The sequence below is a fragment of the Micromonospora sp. SD19 genome, from assembly GCF_054462275.1.
Genome location: NZ_JBTLMN010000001.1, coordinates 91,435 through 107,616 on the forward strand (window position 1 = coordinate 91,435; position 16,182 = coordinate 107,616).

The window sequence follows — 16,182 nt, forward strand, 5'->3', positions numbered from 1 at the left end:
CATGCCGGGAACACCGCCGACGCGATTCGTCTACCTGGGGCCGGAGGGCACCTTCGCCGAACAGGCCCTGCGCTCCCTGCCCGCCGCCGAGCGCGGCACCCGTACACCCGCCCGGAGCGTCGGCGAGGCGCTGGACAGCGTCCGGGCCGGCGACGCCGACGCCGCGCTGGTGCCGCTGGAGAACTCGATCGGCGGCGCGGTGGGCGTCACGCTGGACGAGATGGCCGAGGGCGAGCCGTTGGTGATCACCCGGGAGGTGGTCCTGTCGGTGGAGTTCGTGCTCGCCGCGCGACCCGGCACCTCGCTGACCGCGATCCACACCGTGGCGGCCCACCCGCAGGCGTCCACCCAGTGCCGGGGTTGGCTGCGCGACCACCTGCCCGACGCCGTGGTGGTCGATGTGCTCTCCAACGGCGCGGCCGCCGCCGGTGCCGGCACTGGCGAGTACGACGCGGCGATCTGCGCGCCGATCGGCGCCTCCGGGCACCGCCTCACGACACTCGCCGACAAGATCGCCGACCACCCTGACGCGGTGACCCGGTTCGCGCTGGTGTCCCGCCCCGGGCCGCCCCCGCCGCCGACCGGTGACGATCTCACCTCGCTCGCGGTCTACATCGCCCACGACCGGGTCGGCGCGCTGCTGTCCGTGCTGATGGAGCTGGCCGTCCGGGGCGTCAACCTGACCCGGATCGAGTCCCGTCCGACCGGCGAGGCGCTGGGCCGCTACGTCTTCTTCCTGGACTGCACCGGCCACGTGGCCGACGTACGCCTGGGCGAGGCGTTGCAGGGGCTCCGTCGGGTCTGTGCCGACGTCCGCTTCCTGGGCTCCTATCCCCGGCACCGATGGGCCGGGACGGCGGGCCAACGCCCGGTCCCCGCGCCGGCGGGCCTCTCCGACGTCGACTACGCCGACGCGGCGGCCTGGCTGACCCGACTACGTACCGGTGAGCTGACCTGACCGGCCGGGCGCCCCCGAGGACCGGGAGCGCCCACGCCGCCGTGGACGGCTCAGCGCCGCTGTGGTGGTCAGCTCAGCGCCGCCGTTGTGGTCAGCTCAGCAGGCCGCCGAGCAGGCCGCCCTCCTGCTGCTGCTGACCGCTGCCCATGACCGGCGGCTCCTCGGACGGCTGCACCACGACGAAGCCCTGACCGGCGAAGCTCATGGTGAACGACTCACCGGTGCGACGGCCGAGCAGGGTTCCGAGGCCGAGCTGCTCGGCCCGGTGGTAGCCGGTCTGGAGGTTGGCCGACCAGCAGACGGCGGCCTGCGGGTCGACGTACGTCGGGGCGTCCACGTTGAGCACGACCGGGGTGCCCTTGGTGGTGATGGCGATCCGTCCGTAGCCGCTGAAGACACAGTTGAAGAGGCCGGACGATGACGCCATCCCGGCACCGCCGACCATCCTGATGTCGTACTGGAGGGTGGAGTCGAAGGCGAGCACGCTGCTGCCGTTGATGGAGAGGGCGTCGCCCGGCTCCAGGTCGATGATGTGCACGTCCTTGGCCAGCTCGGCGAGGAAGACGTCACCCTGGCCGGAGACCTTCATCAGCGGGACACCCTCGCCGGTGAGCTTCTGCTTGAGGAACTTGCCCAGCCCGCCCGAGCCCAGCGCCTGGAACTGCACATTGCCCTGGTAGGCGACCATCGACCCGACCCGGGCCATCGCCTCGCCGTTGAGCTCGATCTTCAACATCTTGGAGTTCTGCAACCGCATGCCGGGCTGCGCGGACTCCTTCTCCAGATTCTCCGTGGAGAACAGCTCGCTGCGCATGAAAGGGCCTCCTGAATAGGGTCGCGTTCGCTGCACCGACGGTAGGCGACCCCGGCAAGCACCAGCCATCGGTTGGGCGGCGCGTCGCGGCCGTCGAGCGGCGGGGGCGGGAGCAGCGGGGCATCGAGGGCGGGGGCCGGGGCGAGGCCGGGGCGAGGCCGGGGCGAGGCCGGGGCGAGGGCGGGGGCGGGGGCGCGTCGAGCGCGGGGGCGGGCCGGGGCGGCCGAGCGGCGAGCGGCGGGGGCGGCGGGGCGGCGAGCCCGGGCTCAGCCCCAGCCGAGCGCGTGCAGCCGCGCGTCGTCGATGCCGAAGTGGTGGGCGATCTCGTGCACGACTGTCACCGCCACCTCGTCGATGACGTCCTCGTCGTTGTCGCAGATCCGCAGGATGGGATGGCGGTAGATGAAGATCCGGTCCGGCAGCACCCCGGAGTAGTCCCAACCGCGCGTGGTGAGCGCATGCCCCTCGTAGAGGCCGAGCAGGTCGGCCTCTCCCGGTGGCGGGTCGTCCTCGACCAGGATCACCACGTTGTTCATCAGGCCGAGCAGTTCCTCGGGCACCTCGTCGAGGGCTTCGCCGACCAACTCCTCGAAGCGCTCACGGCTCATCTCCACCGGCACCTCGCCCATTGTGCCCGACGCGGGGGCAGGCGGCCCGGCTCTGCTGGACGACCATGGCCGTCATTCGCCCCCGCACGCCGTCATTCGCACCCGCACGGAAGAAGCGACCACCCGGGAACGGGCGGAGGCTTCTTCCGTGGACGTACGCGGTGTGGGTCGGCTTGCTCAGGCGGCCAGGCGGGCGCTCAGGGTGATCTCGGCACCCGGCGAGAGCAGGCGGGAGATCGGGCAGTTGGCCTTGGCTGCCTCGGCGAGCTTCTGGAACTCCGCCTCGTCGATGCCCGGGATCTGGCCGACCGTCTCCAGGTCGATCCGGGTGACGGTCATGCCGGCGTCGGTCTTGTCCAGGTGCACCTTGGCGGTGGTCTCGACCGAGGTGGCCGTCGAGCCCGCGTCGGCAAGCGCCTTGGAGAACGCCATCGAGAAGCAGCCGGCGTGCGCGGCGGCGATCAGCTCCTCGGGGTTGGTGCCCTCACCCTCCTCGAAGCGCGACTTGAAGGAGTAGTTGCCGGACAGGCCGCCCTTACCGGTGCGGACGGTGCCCGCGCCCTCGGTGAGGTTGCCCTGCCACTGTGCTGAAGCGGTACGGATTGGCATGGGGCAAACGCTAGCGGAAACGCGACCGCCGAGCGACAGACCGGCGCGCTCGCCAGCCCTGCGATCCCTGTCACCACCAGCTTGCTGTGCCATGATGCGACCCAGGCCCGAGACCGGCGGAAGGGTGGCCGATGTCCGAGGAGCTTCCAATCCCCCGGCAGGGCGATCGGTCCGAGGCCCCCGCCGTGATCGAGTGGGGTGCCGTCGACACGACCCGCCGGGGCCGGTTCGCCTGGTCCCTGGCCGGCCTCGCGCAGGATCCTCGGCTGCCGCTGCTGCTCGCCGGTCTGGGCGCGGTGGCCGCGATCGCCTCACTTCTCGGTGAGTGGCTCGTGATGAGCCTGCCGAACGGCGGGCCCGAGGGGAACTCGACGATCGAGGTGCCCGCCGGGGTGTCCGAGGTCGGTGGCTTCGGGGTGGGCTACCTGGTCGGCCTGCTCGCCCTCGTCTGCACCGTGGTGCTGGCGTTGCGGGGCACGGCGGCCGTGCGGCCGAACGCCCGGCTGGCCGGTCTCGCTCTGGCCGGTGCCCTGTTGGCACTGCTGGTGGCCGCCACTGCCACCCTCGACGACCCCAGCCAGCGGGACTTCTTCTACTCGCCCGACGACGGCTTCCGGGCCGAGTACGGCCGTGGGCTGGTGATGGCGTTCGCCGCCTGTGTGCTGTTCGCGGCCGCCCTGCGGCTGGCGCCTGCCGCACCCCCCGGCGCGTTCGACCGGCCGGACGAGGACCGGTCCGCCGACGGGCCAGCACCGCGCCCCTGGCGCCGCCGCCGCAACCCCGACCCGATCGAGGACGGCCTGCCCGCCCCCGCCGACCTGACCGTCACCCCCGCCGCCCCCTTCACCCGCCCCGACCCACAGCACTGACCTCCACCGTCACCCCCAGCCCACGTCGATAACAGCGCCCCACCACGCCCTGGTCCCAGGTCCCACCCCACCACGCCGGGTCCCAGGCCCCACCCCACGGCGCCCGAGTCCCAGGCCCCACCCCACCCCACCGCGCTCGAGTCCCCGGCCCCGGCCCACCGCGCCCGGCTCCCCGGCCCCGGCCGACCCCCCACGGCCCCGCGCCCAAGCCCTCGGCCCACCCCCGCCAAGATCGTGCTTGAACATTGATGTAGTGGTATCCGCGCGGCCCGCAGGCCACTACTTCCTTGATTGAGCACGATCTTGGGATGAGCGGGGAACTGGCGGTCGCACCGGCCCCGCTCGCAGCCCGACATAAGGCCCAAACATAGCCCGGCGGCCCAAAGCACAAGATCGCGGACCGCACGGCGGCCCAAAGCACGGCGACCCAAGCGCGAAATCACGGACAGCGCGAGGCAGCGCGAGGCAGCGCGAGGCAGCGCGAGGCAGCCGATGCAGCGCGAGGCAGCGCGAGGCAGCGCGAGGCAGCGCGAGGCAGCGCGAGGCAGCGCGAGGCAGCGCGTAAAGGCTGCGGCACGCGGGGGACACCGCAGGGGTGCCGGGGGTTGGCGTCCGATTCGCCTGGAAGCCATGGTTGGGGCCCTTTTCGCGAGGTACGGTTGCTGCCCGCCGTCACGCCGGGCCGCGCTCTCCCTGGCGATGGCAGGTGCGACGGCGGCGGGCGAAGGAGGAACGATGACCCGCCCGGGACTGCCCAAGTTGATCGCGACCGACCTCGACGGGACGCTGGTCCGCAGCGATGACACCGTCTCCGCGTACACCCATGGGGTGCTCGACCGGGTGCGCGCCGCCGGAATTCCGGTGGTCGGCGCGACCGGACGCGGCCCTCGGTTGAGCGAACTGACCCGCAACGACATCCGCGCCGCCGACTTCCTGGTCATGGCCGGCGGCGGATGGGTGGTCGACCAGAGCGACCCGAGCGGCCCGGTGGTGCTCCGCGACGAGCGGTTGCCCGCCGAGGTGCTGGCCCGGCTGCTCGCCGATCTGGAGGCGCAGGTCGGCCCGCTCACCGTCATGGTCGAGGCGTCCGACGAGCACGACGCCCCGCTCTGGGGTGACTACCACGAGAGCTGGCCCTACCAGGACCGCTTCGAGGCGCGCACCCGTGACGAGTGCCTGGCCTCCGACGTGATCAAGGCCTTCGCCCGGACCGCCGACCACCACGTGGACGAGCTGCTGGCGGTGGCCCGCGAGATCATCCCGCCGCAGGTCGCCACGCTCACCCAGGCCGGGCTCGGCTTCGTCGAGATCTGCCCGCCCGGCGTGGACAAGGCGACCGGGCTGACAGTGGTGGCGCAGACCCTCGGGGTCGACCCGGCCGACGTGCTGGTCTTCGGTGACATGCCCAACGACCTGCCGATGTTCGGATGGGCCGGCTGGTCGCGGGTGGCAGTGGCAAACGCGCACCCCGCGCTGCGCGCCGTCGCCGACGAGGTGACCTTGCGCAACGACGACGACGGGGTGGCGGTGTATCTCGACCGGCTACTGTCCCGGTAATGGGAAACACGCCCCGCCTCATCGCCACCGACATCGACGGCACGCTGATCCGCGACGACCACACCGTCAGCCCACGCACCGCCGACCTGCTCGCCCGGATCTCCGCGGGAGGCACGCCGGTCGTCCTGGTCACCGGCCGTCCGGTCCGCTGGCTCAAGATGGTGTACGACCAGCTCGCCCGGCCGCTGCCGGCGGTCTGCGCCAACGGCGCCGTGGTCTACGACCCGTTTGAGGACGAGGTGGTGCGGGCCGACCCGCTCGCACCACAGCACCTGGCGGAGGTGGCCCGGAGGCTACGGGCCGAGGTGCCCGGGATCAGCTTCGCCGTGGAGATCCTGGACAGCCGGGAGATGCGGCACGAGGCGCACTACCCGCTGCGCTGGGACGCCGACGCCGACGGCATCCGGCCGATCGAAACGCCGGAGGAACTGCTCTCGGTGCCGGCGGTGAAGCTCCTCGCCCGCGCCGGTGAGCAGGACCCGGACGCCTTCGCCGAGCTGATCGCCACGGCGGTGGCGGGGCTGGCCGAGGCCACCCACTCGTCGTCCTCGGGGCTGGTGGAGATCTCCGCGGCCGGGGTGACCAAGGCGGCGGGGCTGGCCTGGTACTGCGACCAGCTCGGGGTGGCAGCGGCGGACGTGCTGGCCTTCGGCGACATGCCCAACGACGTACCGATGCTGACCTGGGCCGGCCGTGGGGTGGCGGTGGCCAACGCGCACCGCGCCGTCCTGGCGGTCGCCGACGACGTGACGACGGCGAACACCGAGGACGGCGTGGCGGCGTACCTGGAGGGGATTTTCGGGGTGGACTGAGGTCAGAGGTACTGACCGGTGTTGTGACCCTCGCCGCCGCCCGGCTGGCCGATGCCCGGCATCCCGGGGACGATTCCGCCGGGGCCGCTGGGCAGCGCCTGCCGGCCGCCGCGCATCTGCTCCAGCTGCACCCGGGCGGCCATCTGCTGGGCCACCAGCGCGGCCTGGATGCCGTGGAACAGGCCCTCCAGCCAGCCGACGAGCTGGGCGTGCGCGATCCGCAGCTCGCCCTCGCTGGGGGCCTTGTCCTCGGTGAAGGGCAGCGAGATGCGCTCCAGCTCGTCGCGCAGCTCGGGGGCGAGGCCCTCCTTGAGCTCGACGATCGACCGCTCGTGGATCTCCCGCATCCGGTGGCGGCTGGCGTCGTCGAGAGGTGCGGCCTTCACCTCCTCCAGCAGCTGTTTGATCATGCTGCCGATCCGCATCACCTTGGCCGGTTGTTCGACCAGGCGGGTCGGGTCCTCACCCTGGCCCTCGTCGGTCTGCATCGTGCCGATCGGCCGACCGTCCGGGCCGACCACCACCACGGTGCCGGACTGGCCGGAGTCGTCGGGGCCGGGCTCGTCGTTCTGTCCAGCTGAGCGCGCTTCGGTCATGGGGTCCATCTTTACCCAGTGGGCGCGGGCCATGCCCCCCGGGACCGACTCCCGGGGCCGAACCACCCCTGCGGGGCGCGCTACCGTCGCGCCATGCCTGTCGACCCGCGCGCCGTGTTGACCCGGCCGGCTCCGGAGCCCGACCGGACCGTGGCGTACGGGGACGACCCGAATCAGGTGGCCGATCTGCGCCTCCCGACGGGGACCGGCCCGGCCCGGCCGCTCGTCGTCGTGCTGCACGGGGGGTTCTGGCGGGCCGAGTACGACCGGCGGCACACCGGCCCGCTGGCCACGGCCCTCGCCGCCCAGGGCTACCCGGTGGCGCAGCTGGAATACCGCCGGACAGGGCAGCCCGGTGGCGGCTGGCCGGGCACCCTGACCGACGTCCTGACCGGGGTGGCCGAACTGCCCGTGCTGGCGGCCGACGCGCTGCCCGGCCGGGTGAGCCCGACCCCGCCGATCCTGGTCGGGCACTCCGCCGGGGGTCACCTGGCGCTGTACGTGGCGGCCACCGCCCCGGCCACGGTGGGCGGGGTGCTCGCCCTGGCCCCGGTGGCCGACCTGGGCGAGGCGTACCGGCGCGATCTGGACTCCGGCGCGGTCGCCGCGCTGCTCGGCGGCGGCCCGGAGCAGGTCCCGGACCGGTACGCGACGGCGGATCCACGGATGTTGGTACCGATACGAACACGCACAGTAGTTATGCACGGTTCAGACGATCATCAGGTGCCGGCGGACATGAGCCGGGATTTCGTAGCGGAAGCCAGTGCCGCAGGATCCGATATCTCCCTTGTTGAACTGCCTGGATGCGAGCATTTCGGGCTGATCGACCCGGAGTCCGTCGCCTGGCCCCAGGTCCTCGCTGTGTTGCGGTCCCTGCACGATGATCACTAGCCATTGACGCAGCGTCGCGGACCAGGTAGAACGCCGGAGGGGCGGTGTTCGGCCCTGTAACGCTTCCTTGGAAGGAACTCGGTGTCGCAGATGAATCGCAGGCGGGCGCTCCAACTGTTGGCCGCGCTCGGTACCACCGGGTTCGTCGCCGGGTGTGGCTCAGACAGTGACGCCGAACCGACCGCCAACCGCAGCCCGGTCAAGATCGGGTTGATCACGCCGCAGGCCGGCGGTTTCAAGAGCATCGGCGACGACATCACCAACGGCTTCCAGCTCTTCCTCGACCTGCACGACCAGCGGCTGGGCGGCCACCCCGTCGAGCTGCTGACCGCCGACGAGGGCGACACCGCGAAGACGGGCAAGGCCGCCGTCGAGGGCCTGCTCAAGCAGGGCGTGCTGGCGCTCACCGGCGTGGTCAACTCGGCGGTGATGGTCGGCATCCGGGACACCGTGGAGCAGGCCCGGGTCCCGCTGATCGGCTCCAACGCCTCACCGAGCAGCCTGCAGAGCGTCTTCTACATCTGGCGGACCTCGTACGTGCTCGACGAGGCCGGCCGGGCGCTCGGGCGTTACCTGCGCGACCAACTGCCGGCCAACGGCCGGGTCGCGATCATCATGCCGGAGAACGTCGGCAGCCCGGACGTCGTACGCGGCTTCAAGCAGGAGTTCGGCGCGACCGACCCGCGGATCAGCGACCCGGTGACCTACACCAACGCCACCGGCAACCCCGGCAAGACGACGTACGCCTCGGACATCTCCAAGGCGCTGGCCAAGAAGCCCACCGCGGTCTTCTGCTTCTTCGCCGGGGCGGCCGCCGTCGAGTTCATCAAGCAGCTGCGGGAGAAGTTCGCCGGGCCGATCTACGCACCGGGCTTCCTCACCGAGGGCACCGTGCTGGAGAACCTGAAGGACAACGCGCTGGGCATCCAGACCGCGCTGAACTACTCGGCCGACCTGAACAACACGTCGAACCGGGTCTTCGCCTCGGCGTACCGCAAGAAGTACCAGGTCACGCCCACCACGTACGCGATGGCGTCGTACGACGCGGCGCAGGTGCTCGACCAGGCCATCCAGCTGACCGGCGGGAAGCCGACGCCGCAGCAGGTCAACCTGGCCCTGGGCAAGATCGGCCAGATCGACAGCCCGCGCGGCATCTGGCAGTTCAACCAGCCGCGTACCCCGCAGCAGAAGTGGTACCTGCGTGAGGTGCAGCGCGACGGTCAGGTCATGTCGAACGTGCTGATCAACGAGCTGGCCACGCTGGGCTGATCGCCCCCGCAAGCACGTCTCGGGGCCGGTCTCCCACTGGGAGACCGGCCCCGAGACGTTAGTGGGTCAGTGCCGCAGCTCGGCGATGCAGCACTTCACGCTGCCGCCGCCCTTCTTCAGCTCGGCCAGCTCGACGGGGACCGGCGTGTACCCGGCCGCCTTGAGCTTGCCGGCCAGGCGGGTGGCCTCGCTGTTGAGGACCACGTTCGCGCCGTCGCTGACCAGGTTGAGCCCGAAGGCCATCGCGTCCTCGTCGTCGGCGATCACCGCGTCCGGGAAGAGTTGGGTGAGCACCCGCTGGCTGGCCGCGGAGAACGCGCCCGGGAAGTAGACGATGTTCTCGTCGTCGATGGCCGCGAGCGCCACGTCCAGGTGGTAGAAGCGCGGGTCGATCAGGCGCAGCGACACCACCGGACGACCCAACGCCTCCTGCGCCTCCGCGTGCGCGGGGATCTCGGTGCGGAAGCCGTGCCCGGCCAGGATGAGTCCGCCGTGCGCCTCCGGCACGTACGCGAAGTCGCCCTCGCCCTCGTTGGTCTCGCTGGGTGCGATGAACCGCCAGCCCTGCGCCTCGTAGAAGGCGTGGTGGGCGGCGGCCTCGGCGGCCCGCTGCTCGTGCTTGAACCGGGCGCCGTAGACGCTGCCGTCCACCACGAAGCCGCCGTTGGCGGCGTAGACCATGTCGGGCAGGCCCTGCTCGGGGGTGAGCAGGTGTACCTCGTGGCCGAGGCCGACAAGCGTCTCGCGCAGCCGGTCCCACTGCTTGACGGCCAGGTCCCGGTCGACCGGGGTGGTCACGTCCATCCACGGGTTGATCGCGTACTCGACCGCGAAGTAGTCCGGCGAGCACATGAGATATGTCCGCTTTCGCGGGAAACGCTGCTGGTTCACGGTCACCAAGAGTAGGTACCGTGGAACGTTGAAAACAGCCACAAGTGTTGCTTCCCAGAGGCGGAACGTTGCAGATAGACGCGGTAGACCAGCGGATCATTGCGTTACTTGTCGCGGACGCCCGCGCGTCGTACGCCGACATCGGCGCTCGGGTGTCACTCTCCGCCCCAGCGGTCAAGCGTCGCGTCGACCGACTACGCGCCACCGGCGTGATCAGGGGATTCACGGCCGTCGTTGATCCGGCCGCCGTCGGCTGGACGACGGAAGCCTTCGTCGAGCTGTTCTGCGCCGGCCGGACCACCCCGGCGCAGATCGGTGTGGCCGCCCGCCGACACCCCGAGGTGGTCGGCGCGTACACCGTCTCCGGGGAGGCGGACGCGCTCGTGCACCTCCGCGCCGCCGACATCGCCCACCTGGAGGCAGCGCTGGAACGACTGCGGGCCGAGTCCTTCGTGACCTCCACCCGCAGCACCATCGTGCTCTCCCGGCTGGTCGAATCGCCCGGCGTCGGGCCGTCCGCCGGCACCTCTTGACCTCAACCCGAGTTGAGGAGATGGACTGACCCCGAGTGGGCGAGGCAGCCCATCGAGGCCGAGGGGGCTGTCATGCGGGCGATCTGGTTACGGGAGTTCGGCGGACCCGAGGTGCTGGTCCCCGGCCCGGCGCCCGACCCGGTGCCCGGACCCGGGCAGGTGCTGATCGACGTCGCGCACGTGAACATCACCTTCATCGAGACGCAGCTACGCTCCGGACGCCCCGGCCCGTTCCGGCTCACCCCACCGCTGATCCCCGGCAACGGCGTCGGCGGGGTGATCACCACGGTCGGGTCGGACGTCGACCCGGCGCTGACCGGGCGCCGGGTCGTCAGCGCCACCGGCGGCTCCGGCGGGTACGCCGAACGGGCGGTGGTGGACGCGTCCGCGCCCTTCGAGGTGCCGGCCGGGCTGGCACTGGACGACGCGGTGGCCCTGCTGGCCGACGGACGGACCGCCACCCTGCTGGTCGAGGCGGCCGGCGTTCGCCCCGGCGACCGGGTGCTGGTGGAAGCGGCGGCGGGCGGCGTGGGCAGCCTGCTCGTGCAGCTCGCGGCGCGCGCCGGCGCACAGGTGATCGGGGTGGCCGGCGGCGCGCGCAAGGTGGACCTGCTGCCCGGCCTCGGTGCCGACCTGACGGCCGACTACCGCCTGCCGGGCTGGGCCGACCAGATCCGGGACGTGGTGGGCGGAGTCGACGTGGTGTTCGACGGCGTCGGCGGCCCCATCGCCCGGACGGCGTTCGAGCTGCTGGACCCGGGTGGCCGGATGGTCAGCTTCGGGCTGGCCAGCGGCGGGTGGTCCCCGGTGTCGGCGGAGGACGCCACGGCGCGGCACGTCACGCTGGTCCGGCCGGACGTGCCGCCCGCGCGGATGCGCGCGTACACCGATCAGGTGCTGGCGGGCGCGGCGGCCGGCCAGCTACGGCCGCTCATCGGCCAGCGCTTCCCGCTGGAACGCGCGGCGGACGCGCACGCCGCCATCGAGGCGCGCGCGACAGTCGGCAAGACCCTGCTGGACGTGAACTGACCGGGTTCAGAGGTACATGCCGGTGCGGTGCTCCGACTCGTCGCGCCGGACCGGCTTGTCACCCTCACCGAAGAACCGCTTGCCGCCGAACTCGCCGTGCAGACGGTCGTCCAACTCGTCGGCGAGACCGGTCATCACCTGCACCGCGAGCATCAGATGGGTGGCCTGGAAGTTGCGGCCGAACACCGGGATGGACGCCCAGACCGTGTCATCGGCGCAGTAGAGGCGGCCGATCGGCATCCGGTTCGTCAGCTCGGAGAGCTTCACGTAGAGCCGCTCGGTCGGCTCCACCTCGGTGAGCACCGGGGAGAACACGTCCACCAGGGGCGGGTTGTCCCGCACCCGCACGAAGACCATCGCCGAGCCGGCGCGGATGGTGATGTCGCCGTCCGAGTCGATCTGCAACCGGTCGGTGTCCGACTTCAACATCGTGGAGACCACGGTACGGACCCGGTCGGCCAGGTCGAGCACGTCGTCCCGCTCGACCTGAGCGGCAGCCGCCTCGGCCAACGCCTCCTCCAGGTCCGCCTCGACATCGGCGTCCGGGCCGAACTCGCTACGCGCGGTGCCCAGCGGGTCCACCGTCAGCGGTTCGCCCTCGGCGTCGTGCACCAGGTAGACGAGGAAGGCCGGGTGCGGGGCACCGTAGACGTCCCGCAGCGTGCGGGAGAGCAGCGTGGCCACCTGGGTCGACTCGCCCGTCGTGGCGTTCAACCCGAAGGAACCGCCGGAGCCGGCGACCACCCCGGGCGGCGACCAACCGAGCGCGACCATGTCCGCCACCGCGCCCCGGTCCAGTCGGTACCCCGCCGGCAGGGTGGCGTTGCCGACCGCGCGGGCGGACAACACCCGGTCCGCGTCCACGTCCACGCTTATCGAGTAGACGGCGTCACCGGTGCCGGAGGCCGTGGGATCGAGGGTCACGTCGAGGTGCGCGCCGACGGGAAGTTCCCGCAGCCGCACGGCGAGCGCGCGGGCGAACTCCCGCCACGCCTCGGTCACCTTCGCCCGCAGGTCGGTGGTGCTGGGCTCGTCGAGCAGGATCGATTCCGCCGGCTCGGTCGAAGCGCCGGGCAGCTCACCGTGCGGGGCCGAGGGGTGGTCAGCCGTCATGATCGCCTCCGTCCGTCACGATCACCCTACCCACGCCGCCGGTAGGCCGAATCAGCCCGGACCGGGATCGGACAGCGGCGGTCAGCGGGCCGTCGGGTCCGCGGGGTCGGCACCCAACTCGACCGGCCAGGTGCCCGCCAGCGCGCTGAGCCGGGCCGCGGCGTCCGCCGGCTCGGCACCCCGGCCGACCGCCAACCCGAAGAGGTACGCGGTCACCGGCGCCCCGGGACGCAGCACCTGGTGGGCGACGTCCCGGGCCAGATCGAGCACCGCCGGCACCGGCACCGCGGCCGGGTCCAGATCCAACTCGGCGCACACCGCCGTGACCCAGTCGTCCATCACCGTCATCGCGCCCACTCCTCCGCCCGGCGTACGTCCTCGTCAGTGTCGCAGTCGAACCACGGCGGCGGCCCCTCGCCGGACCAGGCCACCTCCCGCACCACGAGACCGGCCAGCAGCGCCCGGACCGGCGCCCCGGACAGGCTCCCGCCCCGCTCGACGGCCAGCCGGTCCAACGCCGCCCGCAGCGCCGCGACCCGCCAGACACCACAGAGCGACTGCCGCCGCCCGTCCCCGTCCACGAAGCACACCCCGTCCGGTCCCCGCTCGCCGCCGCTGGGCGGCGGTGCCGACGCGGAGCGGTCTCCGGCCGGTCCGGTGCGTGCGGACTCACCGTCGAAGTGGTTCAACAGGTCACTGATCGCGGCCCGGGTGAGCAGCGGCAGATCGCCGGCGAGCAGCGCGACAAGGGCGATGTCGGGATCCAGCAGCGCCAGGCCGGCCGCCGCCGCGGCGACCGGGCCCCCGCCGGGCGGGTCCTCCCGGACGACCCGCACACCCGCCGGCACGCCCTGGGCCGCACCGACCAGCACCCGCGGCGTCGCGTCGGCGACGGCGGCCAGCACGCGGTCACGCATCGGCCGACCACCGACCGGAAGCGCGGGCTTGTCGACCCCGCCCATCCGTCGGGCGGCCCCACCCGCGAGCACCACTGCTGCGTACGTCCCCACCCGGCCACGGTAACCGTGCCGGCGCTCGGATGCGCCAGCCCAACCCGTCACCCTGGTGATCATGGAGTTGTCGCTCGACACGCCGACAACACGCGCGGACAACTTCATGATCAACGCGCGGGGTGGGGGTGGGTGGGGTTGGGGTGGGTGGTTCGGGGTGGGGTGGGGGGAGGATGGCGGGATGGGACGGGCAACTGATCGCAGGGGCGTACTCCGGATCGACCTGGACGCGGCGAGCGCCGGCCGCGGGTCGGTCCGCCGGCCGGACACCCTCGCCGTGGAAGAGCCGCTGGAGATCCGGGTCGGCGCGGCCGGCCCCGGCCGACGGCGGCCGCTCGCCGTCACCATGCGTACCCCCGGCGACGACCTGGACCTGGCCATCGGGTTCCTGCTGACGGAGGGGCTGATCCGGTCGACCGACGACGTGCTGACCGCGCAGCTCTGCGCCGGCGCGGAGACACCGAACACGTACAACGTGGTGGACGTGGTGCTCGCCCCCGGAGTGCCGGAACCGACCACCGACCCGTCCCGGAACTTCTACACGACCAGCTCCTGCGGGGTCTGCGGCAAGGCCAGCATCGACGCGGTACGCACCCGGTCGCTCTTCCCGGTCTCGGCGGACCCTCTCAGCGTGCCGGCCACGCTGCTCGCCGACCTGCCCGACCGGTTGCGCGCCGCCCAGCGCGGCTTCGACCGGACCGGCGGGCTGCACGCGGCCGGCTTGTTCACCCCCGACGGCGAACTGGTGGTGCTGCGCGAGGACGTGGGCCGACACAACGCCGTGGACAAGGTGATCGGCTGGGCGGTGCGGGAGCGCCGGCTGCCGCTCGCCGGGCACCTGCTGCTGGTCTCCGGGCGGGCCAGCTTCGAGCTGACCCAGAAGGCGTGGATGGCCGGGCTGCCGCTGCTGGCCGCGGTGTCCGCCCCGAGCACCCTCGCCGCCGAGTTGGCCGAGGAGGCGGGCATGACACTTGTTGGCTTCCTGCGCGGCAACACGATGAACGTCTACGCCCGCCCCGAACGGATCACAGTCTGATCACCAACTGGTCGAGCAGGTCCAGCCGGATCACGGCGTCGCGGGCCAGCAGGAAGCCCGCGATGCCGAGGATCCAGCCGAGCATGCCGCCGGAGTGGCGCGCGATCCAGGCGTTGAGCCGGCCCAGCACCGGCTCGACCAACCTCGGCCACGCCATTCGCGCTCCGAGCAGCAGCACCGCCGGCAACACCATGACCACGCAGTAGGCAGCGAGCAGACCCACCATCTGCGCCGCACCGACCTCGGAGGTGGTCAGCAGGCCGACCGCGCCGAGGTACGGCAGCATCGTCGCCACCTCCGCGAGCGCGGCGAGGAGCGCCAGCCCCACCAGCCAGCGCACCGAGGAGTCGCCAGCTGTGACGCGGTCCCGCCACCGCAGCACACCGCCGCCGCGTGGGCGTCGTTTGCCGTCGTACCGGAAGCTGAGCGCGAACAGCCCGACCCCGAGAACGAGCTGCGCCCAGAGCACCGGCCGGTTGTCCATCGCCCCGCCGAGGACGTCGGCCAACTGGCTGCCACCCAGGGCGAGCAGCAGCCCCACGGCGAAGTAGAAGACGGCGATGGTGCCGAGGTAGACGAGGATCCGCCGCGCGTTGATCGTCCCGGGTGCGAGCAGCAGCCAGACCGGGATGAAGAGGGTGCCGATGCTGGTGCTGTCGATCAACGCCAGCCCGGCCAGCGACAGCAGCAACTCGGGGGTCATGTCGTACCGACACGGTTAACGGCCACGAGATCATTCTCCGGCGGTGGTGAGCCGGCCGCGTCGGCCGTGGACAGGAGCAACGCGTACATCCTTCGACGGAGGGCGGTGCCGAGGGAAGCGGCCAGGGCCCGCCCTGCGCATGATCGACTCGGGTTCGCGTCGCAGCCTTGTCGCTCGTCAGGCCAGCTGGAGGATGCTCCAGTTGGTGGGGAGCACCTTCGCCGCGGCCTCGGGTCGCGCCGTCGCGTAGTGCGCCTCGTGGGTGAGTGCCGCACGGGCGGCATGGCCGAGCGAGATGTCACCGTCCCCGGCGCGGGCCAACGTGCCGGTGTCTCGCACGTCCTCGGCGTCGAGAGGCAGCAGGCGGATCATCGGCGCGGTCATCATCAGGGCCAGCAGCGCGGCATCGATCTCGTCGGTCGCGTTTGCGAAGGCGACAGCCAGGCACGTCGCCGGTACGGCCACCTGCCGACCCTCGTCGGCGACCTCCAGCATCAGCTCCCCCACCGATGGGTTGCCCTCGAGGTAGGCCGTCAACGCCGACGCGTCGAAGACGGCAGCGATCTGATCGCTCATCCCGCGCGGCCCAACATCCGGCGTCCTTCGGCCAGGGCGTCCGCCGGAATGGGCGTCGCCAGCCGCTCCCGCCACCGCGCCCGGCCCGCCTCGGTCACCTCGATGCCGGCACGCCGCAGCACCTCGTCGAGGTGCATGACCTCCATCTGGGCTCGTACCGCCGCGGTGATGGCGGCCGAGACGTTGGGCTGCCGATCCAGCCACTCCGCGACGTCGTCGGGGAGGCTCACGGAGCGCTTGACGGTCATGTCCGCCAGCCTACCAATTCTGGTAGCACCCGCGGTATTACCAAGCGTGTGATCGGACCG

Annotated in this window: 20 protein-coding genes; 9 read left to right on the forward strand and 11 right to left on the reverse strand. The window is 72.1% G+C overall.

The genetic code is table 11. The features are described from left to right. Position 1 precedes the first annotated feature (1 nt). Complete coding sequence (gene pheA / locus ACX27O_RS00435; RefSeq protein ID WP_358137808.1) at positions 2-958, forward strand: prephenate dehydratase; 957 nt, start codon at positions 2-4, stop codon at positions 956-958. Positions 959-1,049: 91 nt separating this feature from the next. Here pheA and ACX27O_RS00440 read toward each other — a convergent pair whose 3' ends face one another. The 3 genes from ACX27O_RS00440 to ACX27O_RS00450 all read right to left on the reverse strand — a co-directional run bounded on the left by ACX27O_RS00440 (position 1,050) and on the right by ACX27O_RS00450 (position 2,989). Further along, on the reverse strand, positions 1,050-1,772 hold the full coding sequence (locus tag ACX27O_RS00440) for an AIM24 family protein (RefSeq protein WP_030331719.1): 723 nt from the start codon (positions 1,770-1,772) through the stop codon (positions 1,050-1,052). A 266-nt stretch (positions 1,773-2,038) separates the two neighbouring features. Then, positions 2,039-2,386 (reverse strand): metallopeptidase family protein, encoded by a 348-nt coding sequence (locus tag ACX27O_RS00445; RefSeq protein ID WP_458939091.1) that lies wholly within the window; start codon positions 2,384-2,386, stop codon positions 2,039-2,041. Positions 2,387-2,557: 171 nt separating this feature from the next. After that, positions 2,558-2,989 carry an OsmC family protein gene (locus ACX27O_RS00450; protein WP_030331722.1) on the reverse strand — a complete coding sequence of 144 codons (432 nt, stop codon included), beginning with the start codon at positions 2,987-2,989 and terminating at the stop codon, positions 2,558-2,560. Between the two features lie 131 nt (positions 2,990-3,120). On the opposite strand from ACX27O_RS00450, the gene ACX27O_RS00455 reads away from it, so the two are divergent. The 3 genes from ACX27O_RS00455 (at position 3,121) to ACX27O_RS00465 (ending at position 6,227) form a co-directional block, all read left to right on the forward strand. Then, positions 3,121-3,858, forward strand: a complete 738-nt coding sequence (locus ACX27O_RS00455) for a hypothetical protein (RefSeq protein WP_030331723.1) — start codon at positions 3,121-3,123, stop codon at positions 3,856-3,858. Between the two features lie 735 nt (positions 3,859-4,593). Then, a complete protein-coding gene (locus ACX27O_RS00460; RefSeq protein WP_030331724.1) occupies positions 4,594-5,415 on the forward strand; it encodes an HAD family hydrolase in 822 nt (273 codons plus the stop codon). Beyond that, a complete protein-coding gene (locus ACX27O_RS00465) occupies positions 5,415-6,227 on the forward strand; it encodes an HAD family hydrolase (protein ID WP_030331725.1) in 813 nt (270 codons plus the stop codon). Before ACX27O_RS00460 ends, ACX27O_RS00465 begins: the two co-directional genes overlap by 1 nt. Positions 6,228-6,229: 2 nt before the next feature. Here ACX27O_RS00465 and ACX27O_RS00470 read toward each other — a convergent pair whose 3' ends face one another. Then, a complete protein-coding gene (locus ACX27O_RS00470) occupies positions 6,230-6,832 on the reverse strand; it encodes a bacterial proteasome activator family protein (RefSeq protein WP_030331726.1) in 603 nt (200 codons plus the stop codon). Between the two features lie 84 nt (positions 6,833-6,916). Here ACX27O_RS00470 and ACX27O_RS00475 point away from each other — a divergent pair, with 84 nt between their 5' ends. Both ACX27O_RS00475 and ACX27O_RS00480 read left to right on the forward strand, forming a co-directional pair. Continuing rightward, positions 6,917-7,714 (forward strand): alpha/beta hydrolase family protein, encoded by a 798-nt coding sequence (locus ACX27O_RS00475; RefSeq protein WP_358129628.1) that lies wholly within the window; start codon positions 6,917-6,919, stop codon positions 7,712-7,714. Positions 7,715-7,795: 81 nt separating this feature from the next. Then, positions 7,796-8,983, forward strand: a complete 1,188-nt coding sequence (locus ACX27O_RS00480) for an ABC transporter substrate-binding protein (RefSeq protein ID WP_030331728.1) — start codon at positions 7,796-7,798, stop codon at positions 8,981-8,983. 66 nt (positions 8,984-9,049) lie between these two features. On the opposite strand, the gene ddaH is transcribed toward ACX27O_RS00480, so the two are convergent. Beyond that, on the reverse strand, positions 9,050-9,883 hold the full coding sequence (gene ddaH, locus ACX27O_RS00485; RefSeq protein ID WP_342446904.1) for a dimethylargininase: 834 nt from the start codon (positions 9,881-9,883) through the stop codon (positions 9,050-9,052). A 59-nt stretch (positions 9,884-9,942) separates the two neighbouring features. On the opposite strand from ddaH, the gene ACX27O_RS00490 reads away from it, so the two are divergent. Further along, positions 9,943-10,407, forward strand: coding sequence for an Lrp/AsnC family transcriptional regulator (locus ACX27O_RS00490; RefSeq protein ID WP_030331732.1), 465 nt, complete (start codon positions 9,943-9,945; stop codon positions 10,405-10,407). A 72-nt stretch (positions 10,408-10,479) separates the two neighbouring features. Further along, positions 10,480-11,436 carry a zinc-binding dehydrogenase gene (locus tag ACX27O_RS00495; RefSeq protein ID WP_030331734.1) on the forward strand — a complete coding sequence of 319 codons (957 nt, stop codon included), beginning with the start codon at positions 10,480-10,482 and terminating at the stop codon, positions 11,434-11,436. A gap of 6 nt (positions 11,437-11,442) precedes the next feature. Here the strand turns inward: ACX27O_RS00495 and ACX27O_RS00500 are convergent, their stop codons facing one another. From ACX27O_RS00500 to mobA, 3 genes are all read right to left on the reverse strand, one after another. Then, positions 11,443-12,549 (reverse strand): T3SS (YopN, CesT) and YbjN peptide-binding chaperone 1, encoded by a 1,107-nt coding sequence (locus tag ACX27O_RS00500; RefSeq protein WP_030331736.1) that lies wholly within the window; start codon positions 12,547-12,549, stop codon positions 11,443-11,445. Positions 12,550-12,630: 81 nt separating this feature from the next. Then, on the reverse strand, positions 12,631-12,897 hold the full coding sequence (locus tag ACX27O_RS00505) for a DUF6457 domain-containing protein (protein ID WP_030331739.1): 267 nt from the start codon (positions 12,895-12,897) through the stop codon (positions 12,631-12,633). Further along, complete coding sequence (gene mobA / locus ACX27O_RS00510; RefSeq protein WP_209444549.1) at positions 12,894-13,622, reverse strand: molybdenum cofactor guanylyltransferase; 729 nt, start codon at positions 13,620-13,622, stop codon at positions 12,894-12,896. The genes ACX27O_RS00505 and mobA overlap by 4 nt, the downstream gene beginning before the upstream one ends. A 118-nt stretch (positions 13,623-13,740) precedes the next feature. On the opposite strand from mobA, the gene fdhD reads away from it, so the two are divergent. After that, complete coding sequence (gene fdhD, locus ACX27O_RS00515) at positions 13,741-14,595, forward strand: formate dehydrogenase accessory sulfurtransferase FdhD (protein ID WP_030331743.1); 855 nt, start codon at positions 13,741-13,743, stop codon at positions 14,593-14,595. On the opposite strand, the gene ACX27O_RS00520 is transcribed toward fdhD, so the two are convergent. The 3 genes from ACX27O_RS00520 to ACX27O_RS00530 all read right to left on the reverse strand — a co-directional run bounded on the left by ACX27O_RS00520 (position 14,585) and on the right by ACX27O_RS00530 (position 16,122). Beyond that, positions 14,585-15,298: a GAP family protein gene (locus ACX27O_RS00520; protein ID WP_030331745.1), complete on the reverse strand. Its 714-nt coding sequence runs from the start codon at positions 15,296-15,298 to the stop codon at positions 14,585-14,587. The genes fdhD and ACX27O_RS00520 overlap by 11 nt on opposite strands. A 177-nt stretch (positions 15,299-15,475) precedes the next feature. Further along, positions 15,476-15,874 (reverse strand): hypothetical protein, encoded by a 399-nt coding sequence (locus tag ACX27O_RS00525; protein WP_030331747.1) that lies wholly within the window; start codon positions 15,872-15,874, stop codon positions 15,476-15,478. Continuing rightward, a complete protein-coding gene (locus ACX27O_RS00530; protein ID WP_030331749.1) occupies positions 15,871-16,122 on the reverse strand; it encodes a hypothetical protein in 252 nt (83 codons plus the stop codon). The genes ACX27O_RS00525 and ACX27O_RS00530 overlap by 4 nt, the downstream gene beginning before the upstream one ends. Positions 16,123-16,182: the final 60 nt, after the last annotated feature.

Bases quoted from the DNA above. Each gene is read 5' to 3' on its own strand.
- pheA (WP_358137808.1), top strand. From the start codon at position 2: ATGCCGGGAACACCGCCGACGCGATTCGTCTACCTGGGGCCGGAGGGC.
- ACX27O_RS00440 (WP_030331719.1), bottom strand. From the start codon at position 1,772: ATGCGCAGCGAGCTGTTCTCCACGGAGAATCTGGAGAAGGAGTCCGCG.
- ACX27O_RS00450 (WP_030331722.1), bottom strand. From the start codon at position 2,989: ATGCCAATCCGTACCGCTTCAGCACAGTGGCAGGGCAACCTCACCGAG.
- ACX27O_RS00455 (WP_030331723.1), top strand. From the start codon at position 3,121: ATGTCCGAGGAGCTTCCAATCCCCCGGCAGGGCGATCGGTCCGAGGCC.
- ACX27O_RS00460 (WP_030331724.1), top strand. From the start codon at position 4,594: ATGACCCGCCCGGGACTGCCCAAGTTGATCGCGACCGACCTCGACGGG.
- ACX27O_RS00465 (WP_030331725.1), top strand. From the start codon at position 5,415: ATGGGAAACACGCCCCGCCTCATCGCCACCGACATCGACGGCACGCTG.
- ACX27O_RS00470 (WP_030331726.1), bottom strand. From the start codon at position 6,832: ATGGACCCCATGACCGAAGCGCGCTCAGCTGGACAGAACGACGAGCCC.
- ACX27O_RS00475 (WP_358129628.1), top strand. From the start codon at position 6,917: ATGCCTGTCGACCCGCGCGCCGTGTTGACCCGGCCGGCTCCGGAGCCC.
- ACX27O_RS00495 (WP_030331734.1), top strand. From the start codon at position 10,480: ATGCGGGCGATCTGGTTACGGGAGTTCGGCGGACCCGAGGTGCTGGTC.
- ACX27O_RS00500 (WP_030331736.1), bottom strand. From the start codon at position 12,549: ATGACGGCTGACCACCCCTCGGCCCCGCACGGTGAGCTGCCCGGCGCT.
- ACX27O_RS00505 (WP_030331739.1), bottom strand. From the start codon at position 12,897: ATGACGGTGATGGACGACTGGGTCACGGCGGTGTGCGCCGAGTTGGAT.
- mobA (WP_209444549.1), bottom strand. From the start codon at position 13,622: ATGATCACCAGGGTGACGGGTTGGGCTGGCGCATCCGAGCGCCGGCAC.
- fdhD (WP_030331743.1), top strand. From the start codon at position 13,741: ATGGGACGGGCAACTGATCGCAGGGGCGTACTCCGGATCGACCTGGAC.
- ACX27O_RS00520 (WP_030331745.1), bottom strand. From the start codon at position 15,298: ATGACCCCCGAGTTGCTGCTGTCGCTGGCCGGGCTGGCGTTGATCGAC.
- ACX27O_RS00525 (WP_030331747.1), bottom strand. From the start codon at position 15,874: ATGAGCGATCAGATCGCTGCCGTCTTCGACGCGTCGGCGTTGACGGCC.
- ACX27O_RS00530 (WP_030331749.1), bottom strand. From the start codon at position 16,122: ATGACCGTCAAGCGCTCCGTGAGCCTCCCCGACGACGTCGCGGAGTGG.